This is a genomic window from Pelobacter propionicus DSM 2379 (genome assembly GCF_000015045.1).
Lineage (GTDB): Bacteria > Desulfobacterota > Desulfuromonadia > Geobacterales > Pseudopelobacteraceae > Pseudopelobacter > Pseudopelobacter propionicus.
On sequence record NC_008609.1, the window covers coordinates 2,304,856 to 2,324,841 of the forward strand.

A 19,986-nucleotide genomic window follows, 5' to 3' on the forward strand; every position below is an offset into this window, starting at 1 on the left:
TAATTTCGTATCGTCCGATCAGACGCCTTCACCTCACTGTCTGACCGGTTTTATGCACTCAGGTGTTGTCAGGTTTCGCGGAGCGCAGCAAAAAGAGACCTCAGCCGATCGGGCAGAGTTTTTTGCCCCGGCAATAACACTGATTGCGAACAGATAGTGCCGTACACCTGTGCCATACCCGGAAACGCTCGACAAACAGGACACTCCCATGCCCCTTACCATCTGCACCAGCAACAGGATGGAGAATCTCGTAGAGGCTCTTTGCGACGTTCTCAAGACGCCGCTCTCATCACCGTTCACCCCCGAGATCCTCGTTGTTCAGAGCAAGGGGATGCAACGCTGGCTTGCCATGAAACTGGCAGAAACGTTCGGCGTATGGGCCAACTGCACGTACCCCTTCCCCAACAAGGTGGTCTGGGAACTCTTTATGAAGGCTTTCCCCGAGCTGCCCGACACCTCGCGGTTCTCCCCCGAGGTAATGACCTGGAGAATCATGGGACTTCTCCCCGCTTTCCTCGGACGCCAGGAATTCACCCCGCTCAATCACTACCTGGACGGGGATGGGGACGGACTAAAAAAATTCCAGCTTGCGGGAAAGATCGCCGACACCTTTGACCAGTACACCCTGTTTCGACCCAACATGCTCCTTGACTGGGAAGGCGGCAAGGGGGGCGATTGGCAGGAACTCCTCTGGCGGGAGCTGGCAACCGCTGACAACGGGCAGCACCGAGGGCGAATCAAACAAGACTTCATCAAGCTGCTGGCCCAAGGCCACGCGGAAAAAGAGAGCCTACCTGAACGGATCATGGTCTTTGGCATCTCCTATCTCCCCAGCTATCATTTGGATATATTCACCGAGATCGCCAAACATACCACCGTCAGCCTCTTTCTCCTCAGCCCCTGTCGCCAGTATTGGGGGGACATCGTTTCAGCGAAGCAGATGTCCCGCCGCCCCCCCGAAGAGCGAGCCTACCTGGAGGAAGGAAATCCCCTGCTTGCCTCCCTGGGGAAACTGGCCAGAGACTTTTCCAATATGGTTGTCGAAGCAGGGAGCATCGCAACTGACGATGTGGATCTCTACCTGGATCCGGGCGAGGGGCTGCTTCTCGAGGCGATTCAGTCCGATATTCTCAACCTGCGCGGGACCGAAGGCGGCGACAGTAAACGACGAATATCCCCCCAGGACCGGTCGGTGCAGATCCACGCCTGCCACAGCCCCATGCGGGAGATCGAGGTCCTCCATGACAATCTGCTCTTCCTTTTGGAACAGGAGAAGGGGCTCACTCCCCGCGACATCATCGTGATGACACCCGACATTGAGACGTACTCACCCTATATCTCAATGGTTTTTGGAGGATGTCAGGACCCGCTGAAAAAGATCCCCTTTTCCATTGCCGACCGCACATTGGCCAAAGAGGGACAGATCGCCAGTGTCATCCTGAAACTGCTCGAGCTTCCGGGCAGCCGCCTTTCCGTTACCCGCGTGTTCGACATCCTCCAGTCCGCTCCGGTCAGTCGCCGCTTTGATCTGGATATACAGGAACTGGAGACGGTGCGCAGCTGGATTGAGGACACCCGGATCCGCTGGGGAGCGGATGAAAGCCACCGATCGAGCCTAGGCCTGCCACACTACCGCGAGAATTCATGGCGAGCCGGCCTGGACCGACTCATGCTCGGTTACGCCATGCCCGAGGAGGGGGATTTCCTTTTCCACGGAATACTGCCCTATGACGAGATGGAGGGGGACGCCACGCAGGCGCTTGGCAAGCTTGCCGAATTTGTCGCCAGGATCGAGCGTCTGGCCAGGGATCTCGCAGCCAAACGGACACTCACCGAGTGGCGCGATGCCATTACCACCATGCTCTCCGACTTCGCTGCCGCGGACGATGACCTGGCCCATGAACTGGCGAGCATAAACGGCGTCGTGCAGTCGCTTGAGGATCTGGGGGCAAAGGCCGGTTTCAGTGAAACAGTGGACCTGGTGGTGATCCGCTCCTGGCTTGCCTCCCGCCTTGGCGAGGAAGAGAAAGGGCTCGGCTTCCTGACCGGCGGGGTAACCTTCTGCGCCATGCTCCCCATGCGCAGCATCCCCTTTCGGGTGGTCTGCCTTATCGGCATGAACGACGCTGCATTCCCGCGCCAGAGCCGTCCGCCGGGGTTCGACCTGATTGCCCGCAACCCGCAGCCCGGCGACCGTTCGCTTCGTGACGAGGACCGCTATCTTTTCCTCGAGTGCCTGCTTTCTGCCCGTACACATTTCTACCTGAGCTACGTGGGACAGAGCGTCAAGGACAACAGCGCGATCCCTCCGTCGGTACTGGTCAGCGAATTTCTCGATGCCATCGGTGCCGGTTTCACGAGCGGGGAGATGACGCTGGAGCAGAGACTGGTGACAAGTCACCGCCTCCAGGCGTTCAGCAGGAGCTACTTTGACGCCACATCGGGCCTTTTCAGCTATTCAGCCGAGAACTGCGCGGCGCTCCTCGACGCCACCCAGCGGTCCGGGGAACCGGCGCTTTTCATTACCCACCCCCTGAAAGCCGCTCCCGAGGAAATGAGAGAGGTGACCCTTGCCCAGCTCGTGCGCTTCTACGCCAACCCGGCGAAGTACCTACTGGAAAACAGGTTGAAGATCAGGCTGGAAGAGGTGTCCACTCCACTGGATGATCGCGAGCCTTTCGCCGTCGAGGGACTGGAAGCCTACGGCATCAACCAGGAGTTGCTGGAAAAACGCCTGCAGGGAGGATCCGTCCATGGCCTCTACGCAACCACCCGTTGCCGTGGCATCCTGCCTCCGGCGCAGCACGGGGAGACGGTGTTTGCCGACGCTCTCGCGGAGGTGGACAACCTGGTCAAAAAGATTGGGGAGCGGACCGGCGGGCAACCGCGTCTGGAGGCTTTCTTTTTCCATGAGACGATAGGAGACTTCAAACTCTCCGGCAGCCTGGACGGCATCTGGAAGGAGCGGAAAATCTCCTACCGCTGCGCCAAACTGAAGGCCAAGGATGAAATCAGGGGCTGGATCGAGCATCTGCTTCTTAATGCATTCGCCCCGGAGGGATATCCCCGCGAGAGCCTTGTGATCATGAAAGACGGCAGCACGGGCTTTGGCCCGGTGGAGCATCCGACCGAGCAACTTGGCGCCCTCCTGGATTGCTACTGGCAGGGGCTGCACCTGCCGCTCAGGTTTTTCCCGGCTTCCTCACTGGAGTTTGCCTCAAGCGGCCTGCTGAAAAATGCACGCAAAAAATGGGAAAGCGGCTACATGCATACGGGCGAGGAAGCGGATCCCCATTTCCGGCTCTGTTTCGAGCAGGACGCAGATCCCCTCAACAAGGAGTTCGAGGCATTGGCGCTGAAACTGCTCGCCCCCCTGGTGCGGCACCGTCTATGAAGGAAGCGATATGAGAGAACTGGAACATCTGGGCATCGAGCTCTCCGGGAGAAACCTGATCGAGGCCAGCGCCGGCACTGGCAAGACCTATGCCATCGCCTGCCTCTATCTTCGCCTTGTCATCGAATCCGACCTGACTCCCGAGCAAATCCTGGTGGTGACCTACACCGAGGCGGCCACCGAGGAGCTGCGCGGCCGCATCCGCAGCCGTATCCGCCAGGCCCTGGATACCTTTAGCGGCACCGTTTCCAAGGACCCCTTTCTCCTGGGGCTCGTCCAGAAGGTGAACAAGGAAGGCCCCGGCGAGGATATTGCGCGAAACCGCCTCGACCGGGCGCTCAAATCCTTCGATCTGGCCTCCATTTTCACCATTCACGGATTCTGCCTGAGGGCGCTTCAGGACAATGCCTTCGAAAGCGGCTCTCTGTACGACACCGAACTTATCACCGACCAGGCCGACCTGCTTCAGGAGGTCGTGGACGATTTCTGGCGTCGGACCTTCTTTTCAGAGCCAGCCCCCCTGCTCGGCTACGCGCTGCGCACCAAGCTCTCTCCCGCCTATTCCAGCACCTTTCTCAAGGGAATGCTGGGCAATCCCAAGCTGGAGATCCTGCCCAATTTCGACCTCGGCAGCATCCCTAGCCTCCAGGAAGAGTGCGAGACTCTCTTTTCCTTGGTCAAGGAGATATGGCTGAATTCGCACACCGAGATCAGGGAACTCATCCGGAGCGACAAGGGGCTTTCCCGGGCAAAGGGGGCGTATAACCCGGACACCCTCCCCCCCCTTTTCGAGGCCATGGATGCTTATGCGCGTTCAGACAACCCCTTTGACCTGTTTAGCGACTTCAGCAAGCTCTGCACCATCGGCATTCTGAAGGGGAAAAAGCCGACCGGAGCTCCCCTCAGCCACCCCTTCTTCGATCTCTGCGAGCAGCTGCGGCAAAGGGTCGGCCAGCGATTCCTGGCGCTCAAGGCGGAGCTTTTGGCCTTCGCGGCCGAGCATGTAGCGGCCCGAAAAAGTGAGCGCAACATACGCTTCTTCGATGACCTTTTGACCTCCCTGTACGAAGCCCTTGGTGGGCCACGCGGCGACGATTTCGCCCTCTGCCTCAGGCAGAAATACCGGGCCGCACTCATCGACGAGTTTCAGGACACCGACCCGGTACAGTTCGACATTTTCCGGAAGATCTATGCCGATCCCGCCCACCCTCTTTTCTTGATCGGCGACCCCAAACAGGCCATCTACAGCTTCCGGGGCGCCGACATCTTCGCCTACCTCAAGGCCGCCGCCGGGGTGGAAGCGACCAGGCGCTTTACCCTGACCAGCAACTGGCGCTCCGCGCCGGCTCTCCTGGCCGCCTTCAATGCGCTCTTTGACAATGATTTCAAGCCATTCCTTTTCGGGGAGATCGCCTACCATTCGGTTGCATCCGGCCTTGAGGAAGAAGGCAACCGCTTGACCTGGGCCGAAGCTGACGACGCCCCACTTCAGCTCTGGTGCGTGCCGCCGGACGAAGAGGGAAAGGCCAGCAACGTGGGCCGGGCGAACAAGAGCGTACCGATGGCGGTTGCCGCGGAAATCGCCCGCCTGCTGCGGGCCGGCATGGCGGGAGAGGCCCTCATTGACGGGCGCCCCGTGCTTCCGGAGCATATCGCGGTCATCGTCCGGAGCCATCGGCAGGCCGGCTACATTCAGGAGGCCCTCAAAAATCTTTCCATACCCAGCGTGATGCGCAGCGATGCCAGCATCTTCACCACCCGCGAGGCTCGCCAGGTCTGCACGCTCCTTGCCGCCCTTGCCGCCCCCGGCAACGAATGGAAGCTACGCGCCGCCCTGGTCACCGATATTTTCGGCCTTACGGGAGACGACATCGCCACCCTGCTGGAAGAAGAGCCGCTCTGGGAAGAGTGGCTGTCGAAGTTCCAGGAGTACCACCAGATCTGGCTGGAACGGGGGTTCATGGTGATGGTTCAAACCCTCTTGTCGCGGGAAGGCGTACGGGGACGGTTGCTTCGCAAGCCCGACGGGGAGCGCAGGCTCACCAACCTGCTGCACTGCTGCGAGATCCTGCATGCAGCTTCCCAGGAGAGGAGCCTGGGACCTGAGGGGCTGGCGGTCTGGTTTGGCGAGCGGATCAGCGCCGGGGATGCCTCTGAAGGGTACCAGATCCGGCTTGAGACGGACGAGAAGGCGGTAAAGATTCTGACCATTCATGTCAGCAAGGGGCTGGAGTATCCCATCGTGTTCTGCCCCTTCCTCTGGGCTGGGGTACGGAGCGATGAAGAGGTCGTCACCTTCCATGACGATTTCCGACTCGTGAAGGACTACGGCTCTGCCGATCAGGAGCTGCACAGGGTCCTGGCCCAGAAGGAATCGCTGGCGGAAAACCTGCGGCTGCTCTATGTGGCCCTGACGCGGGCAAAGTTCAGATGTTACCTGGTTACAGGGAAAATTGTCGACAGCACCGGCAGAAACAGACCGGAAACGTCCCCCCTGGCCTACCTGTTCCACGCCTCTGCAACGACACGCAACGCCGATGACACGGTTGGGCAGCTGGGCCAGGAGGTAAAAAAACTGTCCGCCGAAGAGATGGAACAGCAATTACGAGCAGTGGCCGCGCGACAGCAGGACGCCATATCGGTCTCTTCCATGCCGGAGGCTGGGGGCGCCGAGCGCTACGAGCCGTTCCACGATGGCGGAGAACGGCTTTCCGAAAAGAAGTTTAACGCCATGATCGAGCGCGACTGGCGGGTATCCAGCTTCACCTCGCTCGCATCCCACGATCTTTCGACGACGGAACTACCGGACCGGGACGAGGCCGGGGCCAAAGAGACGGCGCTGCCCCCCCTACCCGAAGCCGACCCCCGGGAAAAGAGCATCTTCACCTTTCCCAAGGGGGCACATGCCGGGATCTTCCTGCACGAGATATTCGAGAAGCTCGACTTTAGCGGGAGTTCCGGTGAAAAAACCACGGATCTGGTGGCTGCCTGCCTCAAGAAGCATTGCTTCGGAGCTGAGTGGCAATCCACCATCAGCGATATGATCGAGAATGTCGTATCAACCCAGTTTTCCGCGCCGGAAGGCCCCTTCTCCCTTTCCGATCTCAGGCAGGGGAAATGGCTTGCCGAGCTGGAATTCTTCTTCCCGCTCAAATTCGTCACCTCGAACATCCTGAAAGAGTGCCTGGGCTCATGGAGCTCCGGCTGTACCGCGGTTAACCTGCAAGCGCTGGCGCAGTCGCTGAGGTTTCGCCCCGCCAAGGGGATGGTAAGGGGCTTCATGGATATGGTCTTTGAGCATGGGGGCAGATTCTACCTCGTTGACTGGAAATCCAATCACCTTGGGTACCGGGTCGAGGCCTATGGCGAAAAGGCGCTTACGTCGGCCATGGATCAGAATCTCTACTCTCTCCAGTACCTGCTGTACACGGTCGCCCTCAACAGATATCTGTCGCTTCGGATCAAGGAGTACCGGTACGAAACCCATTTCGGCGGCGTTCTATACCTCTTTCTCCGCGGCATGGACAGGGAGAGGGGCGAAGCGTTCGGCGTGTTCCGGGATACTCCGCCAGCGGGATTGATACATGAAGTGACCAATTGCCTGATCCAGGCTGGAGGGTAAGACATGGCGACGGTTTTCGAACTCACTGCTACGGACATCCACTTTGCCGAATTCATCCAGCGCGAGGCGGGAGAGACTCCAGCCTGGTTCAGACCCATGGCTGCGCTGGTGAGCAATGCCATGGGCAACGGCAACATCTGCCTTGATCTGTCGGATATCGCGGAAAAGATCATCCAGGTGGATGGCAGGGATCAACAGTTCCCGGCACTCTCTGAAATGCGTGACCTACTGGCTGGCATGCCGGTGATAGGCTCCCCCGGTGATTTTCGGCCACTGGTGCTTGACGGTGATTGCCGGCTCTACCTCTACCGCTACTGGAAGTATGAGCGGGAACTGGTGCGGGTCATCCAGGACAAGTCTTCCCTCCCCGGGTGCGACATCGATGAGACGCTCCTTGGCGCGGGGATCGGCAGGCTTTTCCCCCCCTCTTCCGGAGAGGGGGTCGACTGGCAAAAGGTTGCCGCTCTGGGGGCACTCTGGAAGCGGTTCTTCGTCATTTCCGGCGGGCCGGGAACGGGCAAGACCTCCACGGTGGTCAAGATCCTTGCACTGCTCCTGGAGCAGGCGCAAGGGGCAACCGTTCACATTGCCCTGGCTGCTCCGACGGGTAAATCGGCGGCGCGACTCAAGGAATCGATCCGCCTGATGAAGGAAAGCCTGGATTGCAGCCCGGAGGTGAAGAGCCGGATTCCGGAAGAGGTCACAACCATCCACCGTCTGCTTGGGGTCCGTTCCGGATCGGTCCGTTTTCAATACTCCGCTGAAAATCAGCTGCCCTACGGCGTTGTCATCGTTGACGAGGCATCCATGGTTGCGCTCCCCCTTATGGCAAAGCTGGCCACGGCACTCAAGCCGGAGGCGCGCATCATCCTGCTGGGGGACAAGGACCAGTTGGCCTCGGTCGAGGCAGGGGCGGCGCTGGGGGACATCTGCGGCGGAGGGCGGCCCGAGCTTTTTTCCACAGCTTTTCAGTCCTTTGTCGCCAGGGTCGCCGGCGGGCGACTCCCCTCGACAGCTGTGGCCACCTGCACCGGCTTTCCCGGCGATGCCCTGGCCGTTCTGAAAAGGAATTACCGCTTTGCGACCGAAAGCGGCATTGGGGGGACGGCGAGAGCGGTTAACTCGGGAGATGCGGGAAGCGCCCTGCGGCTGCTCAACGATGAGCTGCATCAGGATATCCGCTGGCAGGAGGCGCCTTCGACCGAACAGCTGAAGAAAGCGCTCGCGGAGAGAATCGTCTCCGGGTATTCATCCTACCTCGCGGCCGCTACCGCCGAAGAGGCACTGCGGCTGTTCGACGGTTTCAGGGTGCTGACGGCCCTGCGTCAGGGGCCGTACGGCGTTGCCGGGGTCAACGGGCTGATCGAGGAGATTCTCGCCGAACAGGGGCTGATCGAGCGTCAAACCCTTTGGTATCCCGGGCGTCCGGTGATGATCACGGTGAATGATTACCATCTGAAACTGTTCAATGGAGACATCGGGATCGTTTTTCCCGACCCGGAGGCAAATGGGAATCCCAAGGTCTTCTTCCCCTCTCCGGAAGGGGGGGTGCGCACAGTTTCTCCCTTACGCCTCCCCGCGCACGACACCGTTTACGCCATGACCATTCACAAGAGCCAGGGCTCGGAGTTCAACCGGATCCTTTTGCTGCTCCCGGAGCAGGACTCGGAACTTTTGACCAGGGAATTGATCTATACCGGACTTACCCGGGCAAAAAAAGAGGTTGAGATCTGGGGAGACGAGGGGGTTTTCAGGACCGCCGTATCACGGAGGGTCGAGCGCACCTCCGGTCTCAGGAAAGCGCTCTGGGGCGATTGAACGACTGCCCAGCCCGCATCTGGCAGCGGATGACCATGCTTCTGCATCGTTCCCCATCATGTCGCGCATGTTTGCCGCAACTGTCCATGATGTAAAGGCAGTGATTCATTGCCGGAGGCACACTTTTCGCAAAAAAACCTCCCGCTTCGATGAAGGGGGAGGTTTTTGTATACCGCTTTGGCCGCGCAGCCGGTATTATTCAGATATTCTTCCGTATTTCAGAGAGTTGCGCGAAATGCTTGCGCTCTTCTTCGATGATCGCGTCGATGGATTTCTGGTCGTCCGCGCTCACGAAAGCCTTCAGTTCCGTGTAATAGAGAATGGCGTCCATCTCCCGCTGGATGGCGAAGTCCAGGGCGCTGGCAACGTCGAAGGACTTCAGCGCGCAGGTATCGTCAGTGAAGAACACCTTGCCGTCGATGTAGTTGTGGAGGTAGGCGAGATATTCGCCCGGATAATCCTCGGTCGGCTCATACAGAGTTACCTGGGAAAGAAACTTTTCGAATGTTTTCTTATGCTCTGCCTCTTCGGAGGCCAGGTGCTGAAACAATTTTTTCGCTTCGCTCTTCTCGGACAGTTCGGCGGCCTTACGATAAAAGAGCCCACCATTCTCCTCCATGCGTACGGCAAACTGCAAAACATCACTGGCTGCAAAAATGCTCATTTGATTGAACTCCTTCCGTATGCGGTTATTTGGCGGGCATACTACCACCCAAAAAGGTGGGTGTCAATCGGCATTGAACCCTGTTTTAGCATCAACGGCGGGGTTCGATCATCACCCCTTGTCGCGGCATAGGACAACCTGATCAGCGTCCCCGCCTCCCCTGCGTAGCCCACCTCCCCTGCCAGCTATCACGGCGTTCACTTCATGCCTCAAAAACGTAAAAAACGGAATTGACATACTAATGAAAATGCAACATACGTTATTGGAACTCTTTGCCATCTGGACCGGCAGGCCGGAGATCAATGTACTACATCCTGCACGGCCTCCAACGAGGAACAGCCGAGGCCACGGAAATATCGCAGAGAAGAACTGTGCAACGACCCAAGGGGTAAAACGGCATTGTGATTGACCAGACTGGGGTCAGAAGGAACTATTTGTCACGCGTGGCCGCAAATCCGCGCGACAATCATCAACGCGGCATCGAAACCACATTCGCAAAGGAGCGTAACATGAGCAGAATGGCGGGAAGTTTTGCGGGCAACAACGCCGCTAGCGGCGGTCTTTATTCCCATCTGTACGGGTGGTACATGAGCATCAAGCTCCGCCACAAGATCGCCCTGCTGGTCGGCTGCAACCTGGCATTCGTCGCGGCGGCCGCCGGGGCCGGACTGCATGCGCTGCATTCGCTCTCCGCCCAGATGACCGCGGCCGGCATCGCCGCCGAGTTCCAGCGCACGGCATCGGATGCGTTTTCACACCTGCTGATCAGCGCCGGTTCATTGTTCACTATTGCCATGATCCTGGGGATATTCTTCGGCTACCTGGTCTTCAAGTCAGTGGCGGATCCCCTTGCCATCGTCACCGAGGTCGTGGAGGCGGTCGAATCCGGCGATCTGACGGTGCGGGCAAGCATCCCCTACGGCGGCGGACTGGGAAGACTGGCCCTGAAGGTCAACAGCATGGCCGACCAGACCCTGGAGGTGATCAGCAAGCTCGCTTCGGCAATCGACCAGTTGGGATCGAGCACATCCAACCTGCGCACAAGCTCCACCAATCTGGAGTCAGCTGTGAGCAATGCGACGATGCAGTCGGCCACCTCGGCGTCGGCCGCCGAGGAGATGTATTCCACGGCCGAGGAAATCGCCAGGAACTGTTCCCTGGCTGCGGAGAGCTCACGGCAGACCAGCACCGCTGCCCGCAACAGCGAGCAGGTCATCCTCGAGACCGCCTCGCTCATGGATAACCTGGCCCAAGGGGCGCTCAAGACCTCGGAAATCGTCCAGAACCTGGGGAAGAGCTCGGACAAGATCGAGGAGATTGTCGACACCATCGAGGAGATTGCCGACCAGACCAACCTGCTGGCGCTGAATGCGGCCATCGAGGCCGCCCGCGCCGGAGACCACGGCAGAGGCTTCGCGGTCGTGGCCGACGAGGTGCGCGGCCTGGCGGAACGAACCGCTATGGCGACCAAGGAAATCTCGGTGATGATCAAGGATATCCAGAACCAGACAAAGAACGTGGTCAGTTCAATGGAGCAGGAATCCGAGAAGGTCAGGCACGGAGCCATGGAGTCGGAAAAATCGGGTCAGGCCGTTTCGGAGATTCTGGATCTCGTGTCGCAACTGGACGACAAGGTCGCGCAGATCGCCACGGCAGCGGAGCAGCAGTCGGTGACTACCCGCGAGGTGACCATGAGCCTGCAGCAGATCTCGGAAGCAGTTCACACCGCGGCTGATCAGGCCAAGAGCGGAATCCAGGAATCCACCTCACTGGGAGATTTGACCGAAACCCTGAAGGGGATCGTCAACAGCTACAAAACAGCCTGACATCGACACCCTTGCACCCGGTTACGTGGGCCGTTGCGACATGCTTGACTCAAACCAGAGAGAGCACGATTTCGTTATCAGTCATTAATTACGTCTGGCACTTTTATGCAATTATGCTATAGGTAATTTCACTCGAACTGCAAAAAACTTGATGCGGAGTCATGAGCCATGCCCCCATTTCAGCGTATGCCAGCCCTATCAACCCGTGCCGGTTTCACCCTGGTCGAGCTGATCGTGGTCACCGCCATATTGGGCGTCCTGGCCATGATGGCCATTCCAGCTTTCAACGACTACAAAACGCAAGCCCAAAACAAACGCAGCGCCGGCGACATCCGTACCATAGAAAAAGCGATCACCGCCCATATCCTGGACAGGAACAGCCTGCCCGCATCCCTGGCCGACATCGGCATGGCAACCCTGATGGACCCCTGGGGACGTCCCTACCAGTACAACAAGGGCAGCTTACTGGACGACGGCTTAAACAAACTGAACGATGACTTCGACCTGTACTCAACGGGCAAGGATGGAACCAGTGATCCTGACGGCTCCAAACCTGAAAGTGCGGACGACATTGTACGGATGAATGACGGCGGTTATGCCGGCGAGAGATCATGACCCATGAAAGATACTGACGATTTTGCGTTTCAGTTCGAACAACCGCAGGCCGCCCCTCCCCAGGATGACGAACCTGGCAGTGCCAGCCAGGCGCCAGCCACAAGCCTGACCTGTTCCTGTCCCACATGCGGGGCGGACGTGGAGACGCAACCCACGGAAGCTGATCAGCCCCTAGCCGTAACCTGTCCTGCCTGCAACATCGCACTCTCGATCATCAGAGAATCCAGCGCCAACAGGGTACGCCGGCGGTCCCGAAAGCTAAGCTGCGCCAACTGCGGCAGCCTCCTGGACCATCACAGCCACTGCACCTCCTGCGGAACGCTCTTCCCCGACTACCATGTGGCGGTCAAGCCGGAGGAGGTGTTGCGCAAGGCCAGGACGCAACGCCTATCCGACGTAAGGCAGTCTCTTGCCAGATTCAACATCCCGCTGTACTTCGACTTTTTCCGAAAACCGGTGCAGGAACAACGACAGCGCCGTCCCGAGCCTGCCGCCGCTTCCTCCAAGTCGCTGGTTACGCCGCGCCTGCAACGCCTGCTGATCTCACTGCTGATAGCCACCGTTCTGGTCGGAGGCCTCTCCTATGCCTTCCGCATCTACATGAAGCAGCAGCAGTTCGCCAAGAGCTACGCCAAAGCGATCTACAGCATGAAAACAGGCGCTGATTTCAACCAGAAAGTCTGCGACAGAATCGAGACTGAATGGAAAACCGCGCAGGAGAGCGGAGCCGCCTTCTCGCCGGGCCAGAACGACGAGGAAAAGGCCAGGACTGACAAGATCCGCGGCGAGGTAGCCAAAATCATGGGACAGTTGGACAATCCTCCCAAAAAATTCGCCCAAGCGCATCAGAAGCTGATCCAACTGCGCGGCGCCTACCAAAATACACTTGATCTGGCCGCCTCGCCACCGGAAATCCTGCAGGCCTTTACCACATCGGTCGATCAGGCGGAATCAGGCTTTAAGACAGCGGCCCAGGATCTGAAGGGCAGCATGCCGGACGCTCTCAAGGAGGAATTCGAGAGGGCAAAGCAGAAGTATCGCGGCTTGAAGGATTTCTGATTTTCCCATCCCGGCGCAAATAGGAGGAGCGATCTGATGGCCGCTCCTCTTCTTTTCGCCTCCATCATCTTTTCCCATCGCCGAGATTACCCTCCCCATAGTCGACGGGATTACAGCCGACGAACAGCCCTGCACCAGCAACTGAAACTGTCTCGTACATCACCGCGCCGGAACGTCCACGTCCCCACTCCCGAGGCGATTGACCGTTGACAGGTTGCCTGTGGGCATCTAGAGTACACTCCTCAAAAGAATGAGCAGAGCCTACAAACCAGCGGAGAGGTAACAAAAGGGATGAGCGAACTGAACGAGATGTTGGGCCAGTTGAGCAGCTATGTCTGGGGCGTGCCGCTGCTGGTGCTGCTGGTGGGCACCGGTATCCTGCTTACCGTCCGACTCAGGCTGCTGCAACTGTTTCTGCTGCCCCACGCCCTGGCCGAGACGTTCCTCAAACCGACATCCACGGAACAGGGCGATATCAGCCATTTCCAGGCGTTGATGGTCGCCCTCGCCGCCACCATCGGCACCGGTAACATCATCGGCGTCGCCACAGCCATTTCCGTGGGCGGCCCCGGCGCGCTGTTCTGGATGTGGATAACCGCCGCCTTCGGCATGGCAACCAAATACGCCGAGGGGGTGCTGGCGGTGAAGTACCGGGTGCAGGATGCAAACGGGGAAATGTGCGGCGGTCCCATGTACTACATCGAACGGGGCCTGGGTATGAAGTGGCTGGGCGTGCTGTTCGCCCTGTTCGGCTCCATAGCCGCCTTCGGCATCGGCAACATGGTGCAGGCCAACGCAGTTGCCGGCAACCTGAAGGAGACCTTGGGGCTCGATCCGTTCGTCACGGGAATCGCCCTGACCATCTTCACCGCCCTGGTTATCCTGGGGGGGGTAAAGAACATCGGCCGAGTTTCGGCTATCATGGTTCCAGTCATGGCGATTATCTACGCGGCCGGCTGTCTTGCCATCCTGTTCCGCCATGCCGGGCAGGTGCCCGGCGCCCTGTTCCAGGTGTTCCACGACGCATTCACCGGAACAGCCGCCAGCGGCGGATTCCTCGGCTCCGCCGTGATGATCGCCATCCAGAAGGGGGTCTCGCGGGGCGTATTCTCCAACGAATCAGGGATGGGCAGCGCACCCATCGCCGCGGCAGCTGCCAAGACCAATGAGCCGTGCGAGCAGGCCCTGGTATCCATGACCGGCACTTTCATCGATACAATCGTCATCTGCAGCATGACCGGCCTGGTGCTGATCGTGACCGGCGCATGGAACTCGGGGGCGGAGGTGTCGGTCATGACCAAGGCGGCCTTTGACAGCGGCCTGCCTGGCACCTGGGGCGGATTCATCGTCTCCTTCGGCATCGTCTTCTTTGCCTACTCCACCATCGTCGGTTGGGCCTACTATGGCGAAAAATGCCTGGAGTACCTGCTGGGAAGAGGTGCGGTCCTCCCCTATCGCCTGGTCTTCTCGGCCTTCGTCTTCGTGGGTGCCTGCGTCAAACTCGATCTCGTCTGGAGCTTCGCTGACATCATGAACGGGTTGATGGCGGTGCCAAACCTGATCGCCCTCTTGGGGCTGTCCGGGGTGGTGGTTGCCGAGACAAACCGCTTCCTGGCCGCGCGCAGGGGGATCCGGGGTGGAGACGATGGTCCCCTTCCCGAGGCTGCAGCCGCCGATGCGGGCTGAGACGGAACAGCCTTCCCGAATCTGTTCCTGACACGGGGGGATACCGGGATAGGGGGGTTGCGTCAGCAATGGAAAGGATGGGGACGATGGCACGGAAAGATACGGCTGGATGCGGGCATGAACAGACTGCCGAAACAGATGTTCCCAAAGAGGAAGCGCGCGTCGATCTGGCCATCGTGGGTGGCGGCTTCAGCGGTCTCTGCTGCGCCTATCATCTGCTCACCCACAGAGACCTGCCACGCTCTTTCAGGTGCGCCATCATCGAACCGGGCGAGAGACTGGGTGCGGGGATCGCCTATCGCACCGATTCGCCCCACCACCTCCTCAATGTGCGTGCCAGGGGGATGAGTATCACCGAAAACGATCCCGGCTCCTTTGTGCGCTGGCTCAGGGAAGAGGCGCCGCACTTCTCTCCCGATGCCTTCGTGCCACGTGGTCTGTATCGACGCTACACCAACGCCTGCCTGAACCGGGCCATGGAGCAGAGGCCGGATGTGCTTGACGTGCTGCGGGACGAGGTTCTGGCCGTTGAAGCAAAGGGGACGTCCCCATGGTACCGGTTGAGGCTGAAGTCCGGCAAGAGCCTGCGGGCAGGCAACCTGGTGCTGGCTGTCGGCAACATCCCCCCCCGGGGCTCCTTGGACAATGGACTCTTGCAATGCCCCTGGACCCCCTTCGAGGATTATCGGAGCCTGCGGACGATGGCCATCGTCGGCGCGGGACTCACGGCTCTGGATGTGATTCTGGAGGCCGAGGAACGCGGTTTTTCCGGCCACTGCTGGGTCATATCTCCCCATGGTCAGTTTCCCAAGGCGCACCATGAACCGCATATTCCGCTCCCGCCGGAACTGCGCGATTGGGCGGAGGAGCTAACGGCAGGCAGGCCGGGACTCAGGCAGTTGCTGCGGGCATTCCAGCTGAAACGCAAGTCAGGCATCGACTGGCAGTTTCTGGTGGATTCGTTGCGCAGACACTCCCCCGTCATCTGGAGCGGTTTCGATCTGCGGGACAAACGACTCTTCCTGCGTCATTTCCGCACCCTGTGGAACACCCACCTGCACCGCTCGTGCCACAGAAATATGCAGGAGGTATCGCATCTGCTGGATAGCGGCCGGCTTGAACAGGTTGCCGCCCGGGTGACCGGTGTGGAGAAACTGAATGGTAAGGGAGCATGTGCGGTTCGGCTGCTGCTCACGTCCGCAACGGCCGCGACCCTGGATGTGGATATGGCCTTCAACGGAACCGGTCTCTTTTCCGACATCCTGCGTACCGACTCTCCCCTTGTCAGCCAACTGATCCGGGATGGCCTGGTCCAGCCGGATGAACTCCGCCTCGGGCTGAAGATAAACGAGACCGGTCAGCTGTTCATGGCGGATGGCACTCTCCAAAAGGGCATGTTCGCCATCGGCACCCTGCGGCGTGGAGAAGAGCTGGAATGCACTGCCGTGCCGGAGATAAGGAGACAGGTGTCGCGCATGGTCGAGGAGATTATCAGCACGGCACGGCCCTGACCCCATCGCCTCTCCGCGCGATTCTGGTGGCGTCGCCCCTCTCCGGGAAGTTTCATCCGCCAAGACATCCACATACATCAACTGCACTACGCTCTCCACCCCCATCACTCAACAATCCCCCCCTGCTCCCCAATAAAAAAATCCCCATCCCCCTGCGAAGCGGGGGGATGGGGATAACCAGTTAAATGCGAAGAAGCGTCACATTGACTGACAGCGCTGAATGGTTTCAGTTTTTCACCGTTACCGCGATACTCGACTGATATATGTTCCCCAAACGGTCAAACCCCTTGATCAGGATCGTGTGGCTACCATTGGCTACGACCTTTGAATTCCAGTTATAGCTGTAGGGCGCCTTGGTGTCGGCGGCCCGCAGGGAGCCGTCAACGTAGAAATACACCTTGGTCAGTGACACGCCTGTGCTGACGCCGGCCTTTATCGCAACGGTGGCGGAAACGGTCGCGCCATCCGCCGGTGAAGCGACGATTACCACACTCGGCAGCTTGATGGTCGTGGTGGCGGACTTGGCGGCGGAGACGTTGCCGGCGGCGTCTTTGGTCCAGGCGTAGGCGGTCCTGGTACCCTCGCCACTAAAGGTGAAGCTGGTGGGAGCACTGCTGCTCCACCCGCTGGCCGTGGCGCCGGGAGCGGTGGCGCTCTCGGTGATCAGGTAGCCGGTGACACCAACATTGTCGCTGGCGCTGAAGCCGGAGACGGCAACGGTCAAGGAGGTGGCGCTGGTCGGCAGGCTGAAGGCGCTGATGGACGGCGCAGTGGTGTCCGGCAGCTTGATGGTCGTGGTGGCGGACTTGGCGACGGAGACGTTGCCGGCGGCGTCTTTGGTCCAGGCGTAGGCGGTCCTGGTACCCTCGCCACTAAAGGTGAAGCTGGTGGGAGCACTGCTGCTCCACCCGCTGGCCGTGGCGCCGGGAGCGGTGGCGCTCTCGGTGATCAGGTAGCCGGTGACACCAACATTGTCGCTGGCGCTGAAGCCGGAGACGGCAACGGTCAAGGAGGTGGCGCTGGTCGGCAGGCTGAAGGCGCTGATGGACGGCGCAGTGGTGTCCGGCAGCTTGATGGTCGTGGTGGCGGACTTGGCGACGGAGACGTTGCCGGCGGCGTCTTTGGTCCAGGCGTAGGCGGTCCTGGTACCCTCGCCACTAAAGGTGAAGCTGGTGGGAGCACTGCTGCTCCACCCGCTGGCCGTGGCGCCGGGAGCGGTGGCGCTCTCGGTGATCAGGTAGCCGGTGACACCAACATTGTCGCTGGCGCTGAAGCCGGAGACGGCAACGGTCAAGGAGGTGGCGCTGGTCGGCAGGCTGAAGGCGCTGATGGACGGCGCAGTGGTGTCCGGCAGCTTGATGGTCGTGGTGGCGGACTTGGCGACGGAGACGTTGCCGGCGGCGTCTTTGGTCCAGGCGTAGGCGGTCCTGGTACCCTCGCCACTAAAGGTGAAGCTGGTGGGGGCACTGCTGCTCCACCCGCTGGCCGTGGCGCCGGGAGCGGTGGCGCTCTCGGTGATCAGGTAGCCGGTGACACCAACATTGTCGCTGGCGCTGAAGCCGGAGACGGCAACGGTCAAGGAGGTGGCGCTGGTCGGCAGGCTGAAGGCGCTGATGGACGGCGCAGTGGTGTCCGGCAGCTTGATGGTCGTGGTGGCGGACTTGGCGACGGAGACGTTGCCGGCGGCGTCTTTGGTCCAGGCGTAGGCGGTCCTGGTACCCTCGCCACTAAAGGTGAAGCTGGTGGGAGCACTGCTGCTCCACCCGCTGGCCGTGGCGCCGGGAGCGGTGGCGCTCTCGGTGATCAGGTAGCCGGTGACACCAACATTGTCGCTGGCGCTGAAGCCGGAGACGGCAACGGTCAAGGAGGTGGCGCTGGTCGGCAGGCTGAAGGCGCTGATGGACGGCGCAGTGGTGTCCGGCAGCTTGATGGTCGTGGTGGCGGACTTGGCGACGGAGACGTTGCCGGCGGCGTCTTTGGTCCAGGCGTAGGCGGTCCTGGTACCCTCGCCACTAAAGGTGAAGCTGGTGGGGGCACTGCTGCTCCACCCGCTGGCCGTGGCGCCGGGAGCGGTGGCGCTCTCGGTGATCAGGTAGCCGGTGACACCAACATTGTCGCTGGCGCTGAAGCCGGAGACGGCAACGGTCAAGGAGGTGGCGCTGGTCGGCAGGCTGAAGGCGCTGATGGACGGCGCAGTGGTGTCCGCATTCTGCACGTTTACGGTAACGGTCGATGAAGTACCGATGTTGCCGCTGCTGTCCACGGCCCTGGCTGTCAGGGTGTAGCTTCCATTGGCCACCTGGGTGGTATCCCAGGTGAAGTTGAAGGGGGAAGCATTACTGGCAAACAGGAGGGCGCCATTGGCATACACCTCGACCATGTTCACTCCCACGTTGTCGCTGGCTCCGGCGCTGACGGTGATCGTGCCACTGACAATGGAATTGCTGAGCGGCGCGGTCAGCGCGACGGTCGGCGCGGTGATATCGTTGTTTACCACCGAAACCGTCTTGCTCGACTCTCCCACGTTACCGGCGGCATCATAGGCCTTGACCGTGAGGGTATAGGTTCCGGAAGCCAGGGTTGCCGTGTTCCACGAATACACATAGGGGGATGCGGCTTCCGTGGCCACCAGTACGCCATTGACGTAGAACTCGACTTTGGTGACGCCCACGTTGTCCTCGGCACTGACACTGATCGATACCGTGCCGCTGACGTTGGATGAGGCCGCTGGTGAAGATATGGCAACCGTCGGCGCCGAAGTTTCAGAAATGACAACCACATTGGAAAAAGTGCTTTCCAGTCCCGCTGTGTTGTACGCCTTGACCGCGAAACTGTAGGATTTGGCGGGATCGAGTCCGGCAATGGTTGTGGTTGTCTGGTTCTGCACATCAACGGCGACCGCATCGTCAAAGTTTGACGACTCCGCCGCATAGTACACCTTGTACCCGGCCAGATCGGATTCGGTGTTGGGGTCCCACTGCAGCGCCACGGATGATGCCGAGCTTACGGAGCTCATGCTCAGGGAGAGAATGGAAGCCAGCACCGAATTGATCAGCATTTTCTGCAGGCGGATGCCATGCTTGATCTCATGGGGACGGATGTATCCCTCGGCAACGAGGACGTGACCCAGTTTTTCGCCGGTCTGGCTCTGCTTGCGCAAGGCCTTTTCCAGTTGTTCACGGGAGATGTGACCGGTGGCCACCAGCAGTTCGCCCAGCCTGAGCGGGCTGGAGGAAGGGGCCGTCTGATGCCTCTGGAAATCCAGCAGCGCCTTAAGCTGGCACTCGCTGAGCAGGCCAAGACGGATCAAAACCTCACCGATCTTTTCACCGCTCCGCTGCTGCTCCTCGATGGCCTGGTCCAGTTGTTCCGCGCTGATATGCCCCGAGTGTACGAGAAGTTCTCCCAGCAGCTGCCGCTCGCCGGCCGCCACCTTGACCGCGTCACCGATATGGTTGAGATGCTTCTGCAAAAGCAGGGGAGCGCCAATATCTCCCGGCTTCAATAGTCCCATCCTGACCAGGACCTGCCCCAGGAGTTCCCGCGTATGTTTCTGCTCATCCAGGGCACGTTCAAGACTCTGGGTGGAGAGCAGGTTGCCATCCAGCAATATCTGGCCAATAGGACGTCTGAAAAGGTTTCGCATCGTCATTACTCCTTTTCCTCTATGTACGAGTGTTCATCGGCTACAGTGCACATACTCTGCAGTGTCATTCTCTCGACTTCGGCCATCACCGAACAAGAAAATATTTCCAAAAATCGCTCCTCGGCGTCGCCATGACCAGAAAACA

At 59.9% G+C, this 19,986-nt stretch carries 10 protein-coding genes; 8 read left to right on the top strand and 2 right to left on the bottom strand.

Annotated elements, in window-relative coordinates:
- The first annotated feature begins 208 nt into the window (after positions 1-208).
- From recC to recD, 3 genes are read left to right on the top strand one after another with little or no spacing between them, the layout of a single operon-like run.
- On the top strand, positions 209-3,394 hold the full coding sequence (gene recC, locus PPRO_RS10675) for an exodeoxyribonuclease V subunit gamma (RefSeq protein ID WP_011736017.1): 3,186 nt from the start codon (positions 209-211) through the stop codon (positions 3,392-3,394).
- Positions 3,395-3,404: 10 nt separating this feature from the next.
- Positions 3,405-7,016, top strand: coding sequence for an exodeoxyribonuclease V subunit beta (gene recB / locus PPRO_RS10680; RefSeq protein ID WP_011736018.1), 3,612 nt, complete (start codon positions 3,405-3,407; stop codon positions 7,014-7,016).
- A gap of 3 nt (positions 7,017-7,019) precedes the next feature.
- Entirely contained in the window at positions 7,020-8,834 is a 1,815-nt protein-coding gene (recD, locus tag PPRO_RS10685; RefSeq protein ID WP_011736019.1) for an exodeoxyribonuclease V subunit alpha, read from the top strand.
- 199 nt (positions 8,835-9,033) lie between these two features.
- On the opposite strand, the gene PPRO_RS10690 is transcribed toward recD, so the two are convergent.
- Positions 9,034-9,498 carry a ferritin-like domain-containing protein gene (locus PPRO_RS10690; RefSeq protein WP_011736020.1) on the bottom strand — a complete coding sequence of 155 codons (465 nt, stop codon included), beginning with the start codon at positions 9,496-9,498 and terminating at the stop codon, positions 9,034-9,036.
- 509 nt (positions 9,499-10,007) lie between these two features.
- Between PPRO_RS10690 and PPRO_RS10695 the strand changes: the two genes are divergently transcribed.
- The 5 genes from PPRO_RS10695 (at position 10,008) to PPRO_RS10715 (ending at position 16,195) form a co-directional block, all read left to right on the top strand.
- Positions 10,008-11,324, top strand: coding sequence for a methyl-accepting chemotaxis protein (locus tag PPRO_RS10695; RefSeq protein WP_049759699.1), 1,317 nt, complete (start codon positions 10,008-10,010; stop codon positions 11,322-11,324).
- A 168-nt stretch (positions 11,325-11,492) separates the two neighbouring features.
- Positions 11,493-11,939: a type II secretion system protein gene (locus PPRO_RS10700; RefSeq protein WP_011736022.1), complete on the top strand. Its 447-nt coding sequence runs from the start codon at positions 11,493-11,495 to the stop codon at positions 11,937-11,939.
- Positions 11,940-11,942: 3 nt separating this feature from the next.
- Positions 11,943-12,998, top strand: a complete 1,056-nt coding sequence (locus tag PPRO_RS10705; protein WP_011736023.1) for a hypothetical protein — start codon at positions 11,943-11,945, stop codon at positions 12,996-12,998.
- A gap of 291 nt (positions 12,999-13,289) precedes the next feature.
- Positions 13,290-14,684: an alanine/glycine:cation symporter family protein gene (locus PPRO_RS10710; RefSeq protein ID WP_011736024.1), complete on the top strand. Its 1,395-nt coding sequence runs from the start codon at positions 13,290-13,292 to the stop codon at positions 14,682-14,684.
- A gap of 86 nt (positions 14,685-14,770) precedes the next feature.
- Positions 14,771-16,195, top strand: coding sequence for an FAD/NAD(P)-binding protein (locus PPRO_RS10715; protein WP_041532270.1), 1,425 nt, complete (start codon positions 14,771-14,773; stop codon positions 16,193-16,195).
- 226 nt (positions 16,196-16,421) lie between these two features.
- Here the strand turns inward: PPRO_RS10715 and PPRO_RS21255 are convergent, their stop codons facing one another.
- On the bottom strand, positions 16,422-19,847 hold the full coding sequence (locus PPRO_RS21255) for an Ig-like domain-containing protein (protein WP_011736026.1): 3,426 nt from the start codon (positions 19,845-19,847) through the stop codon (positions 16,422-16,424).
- Positions 19,848-19,986 lie beyond the last annotated feature (139 nt).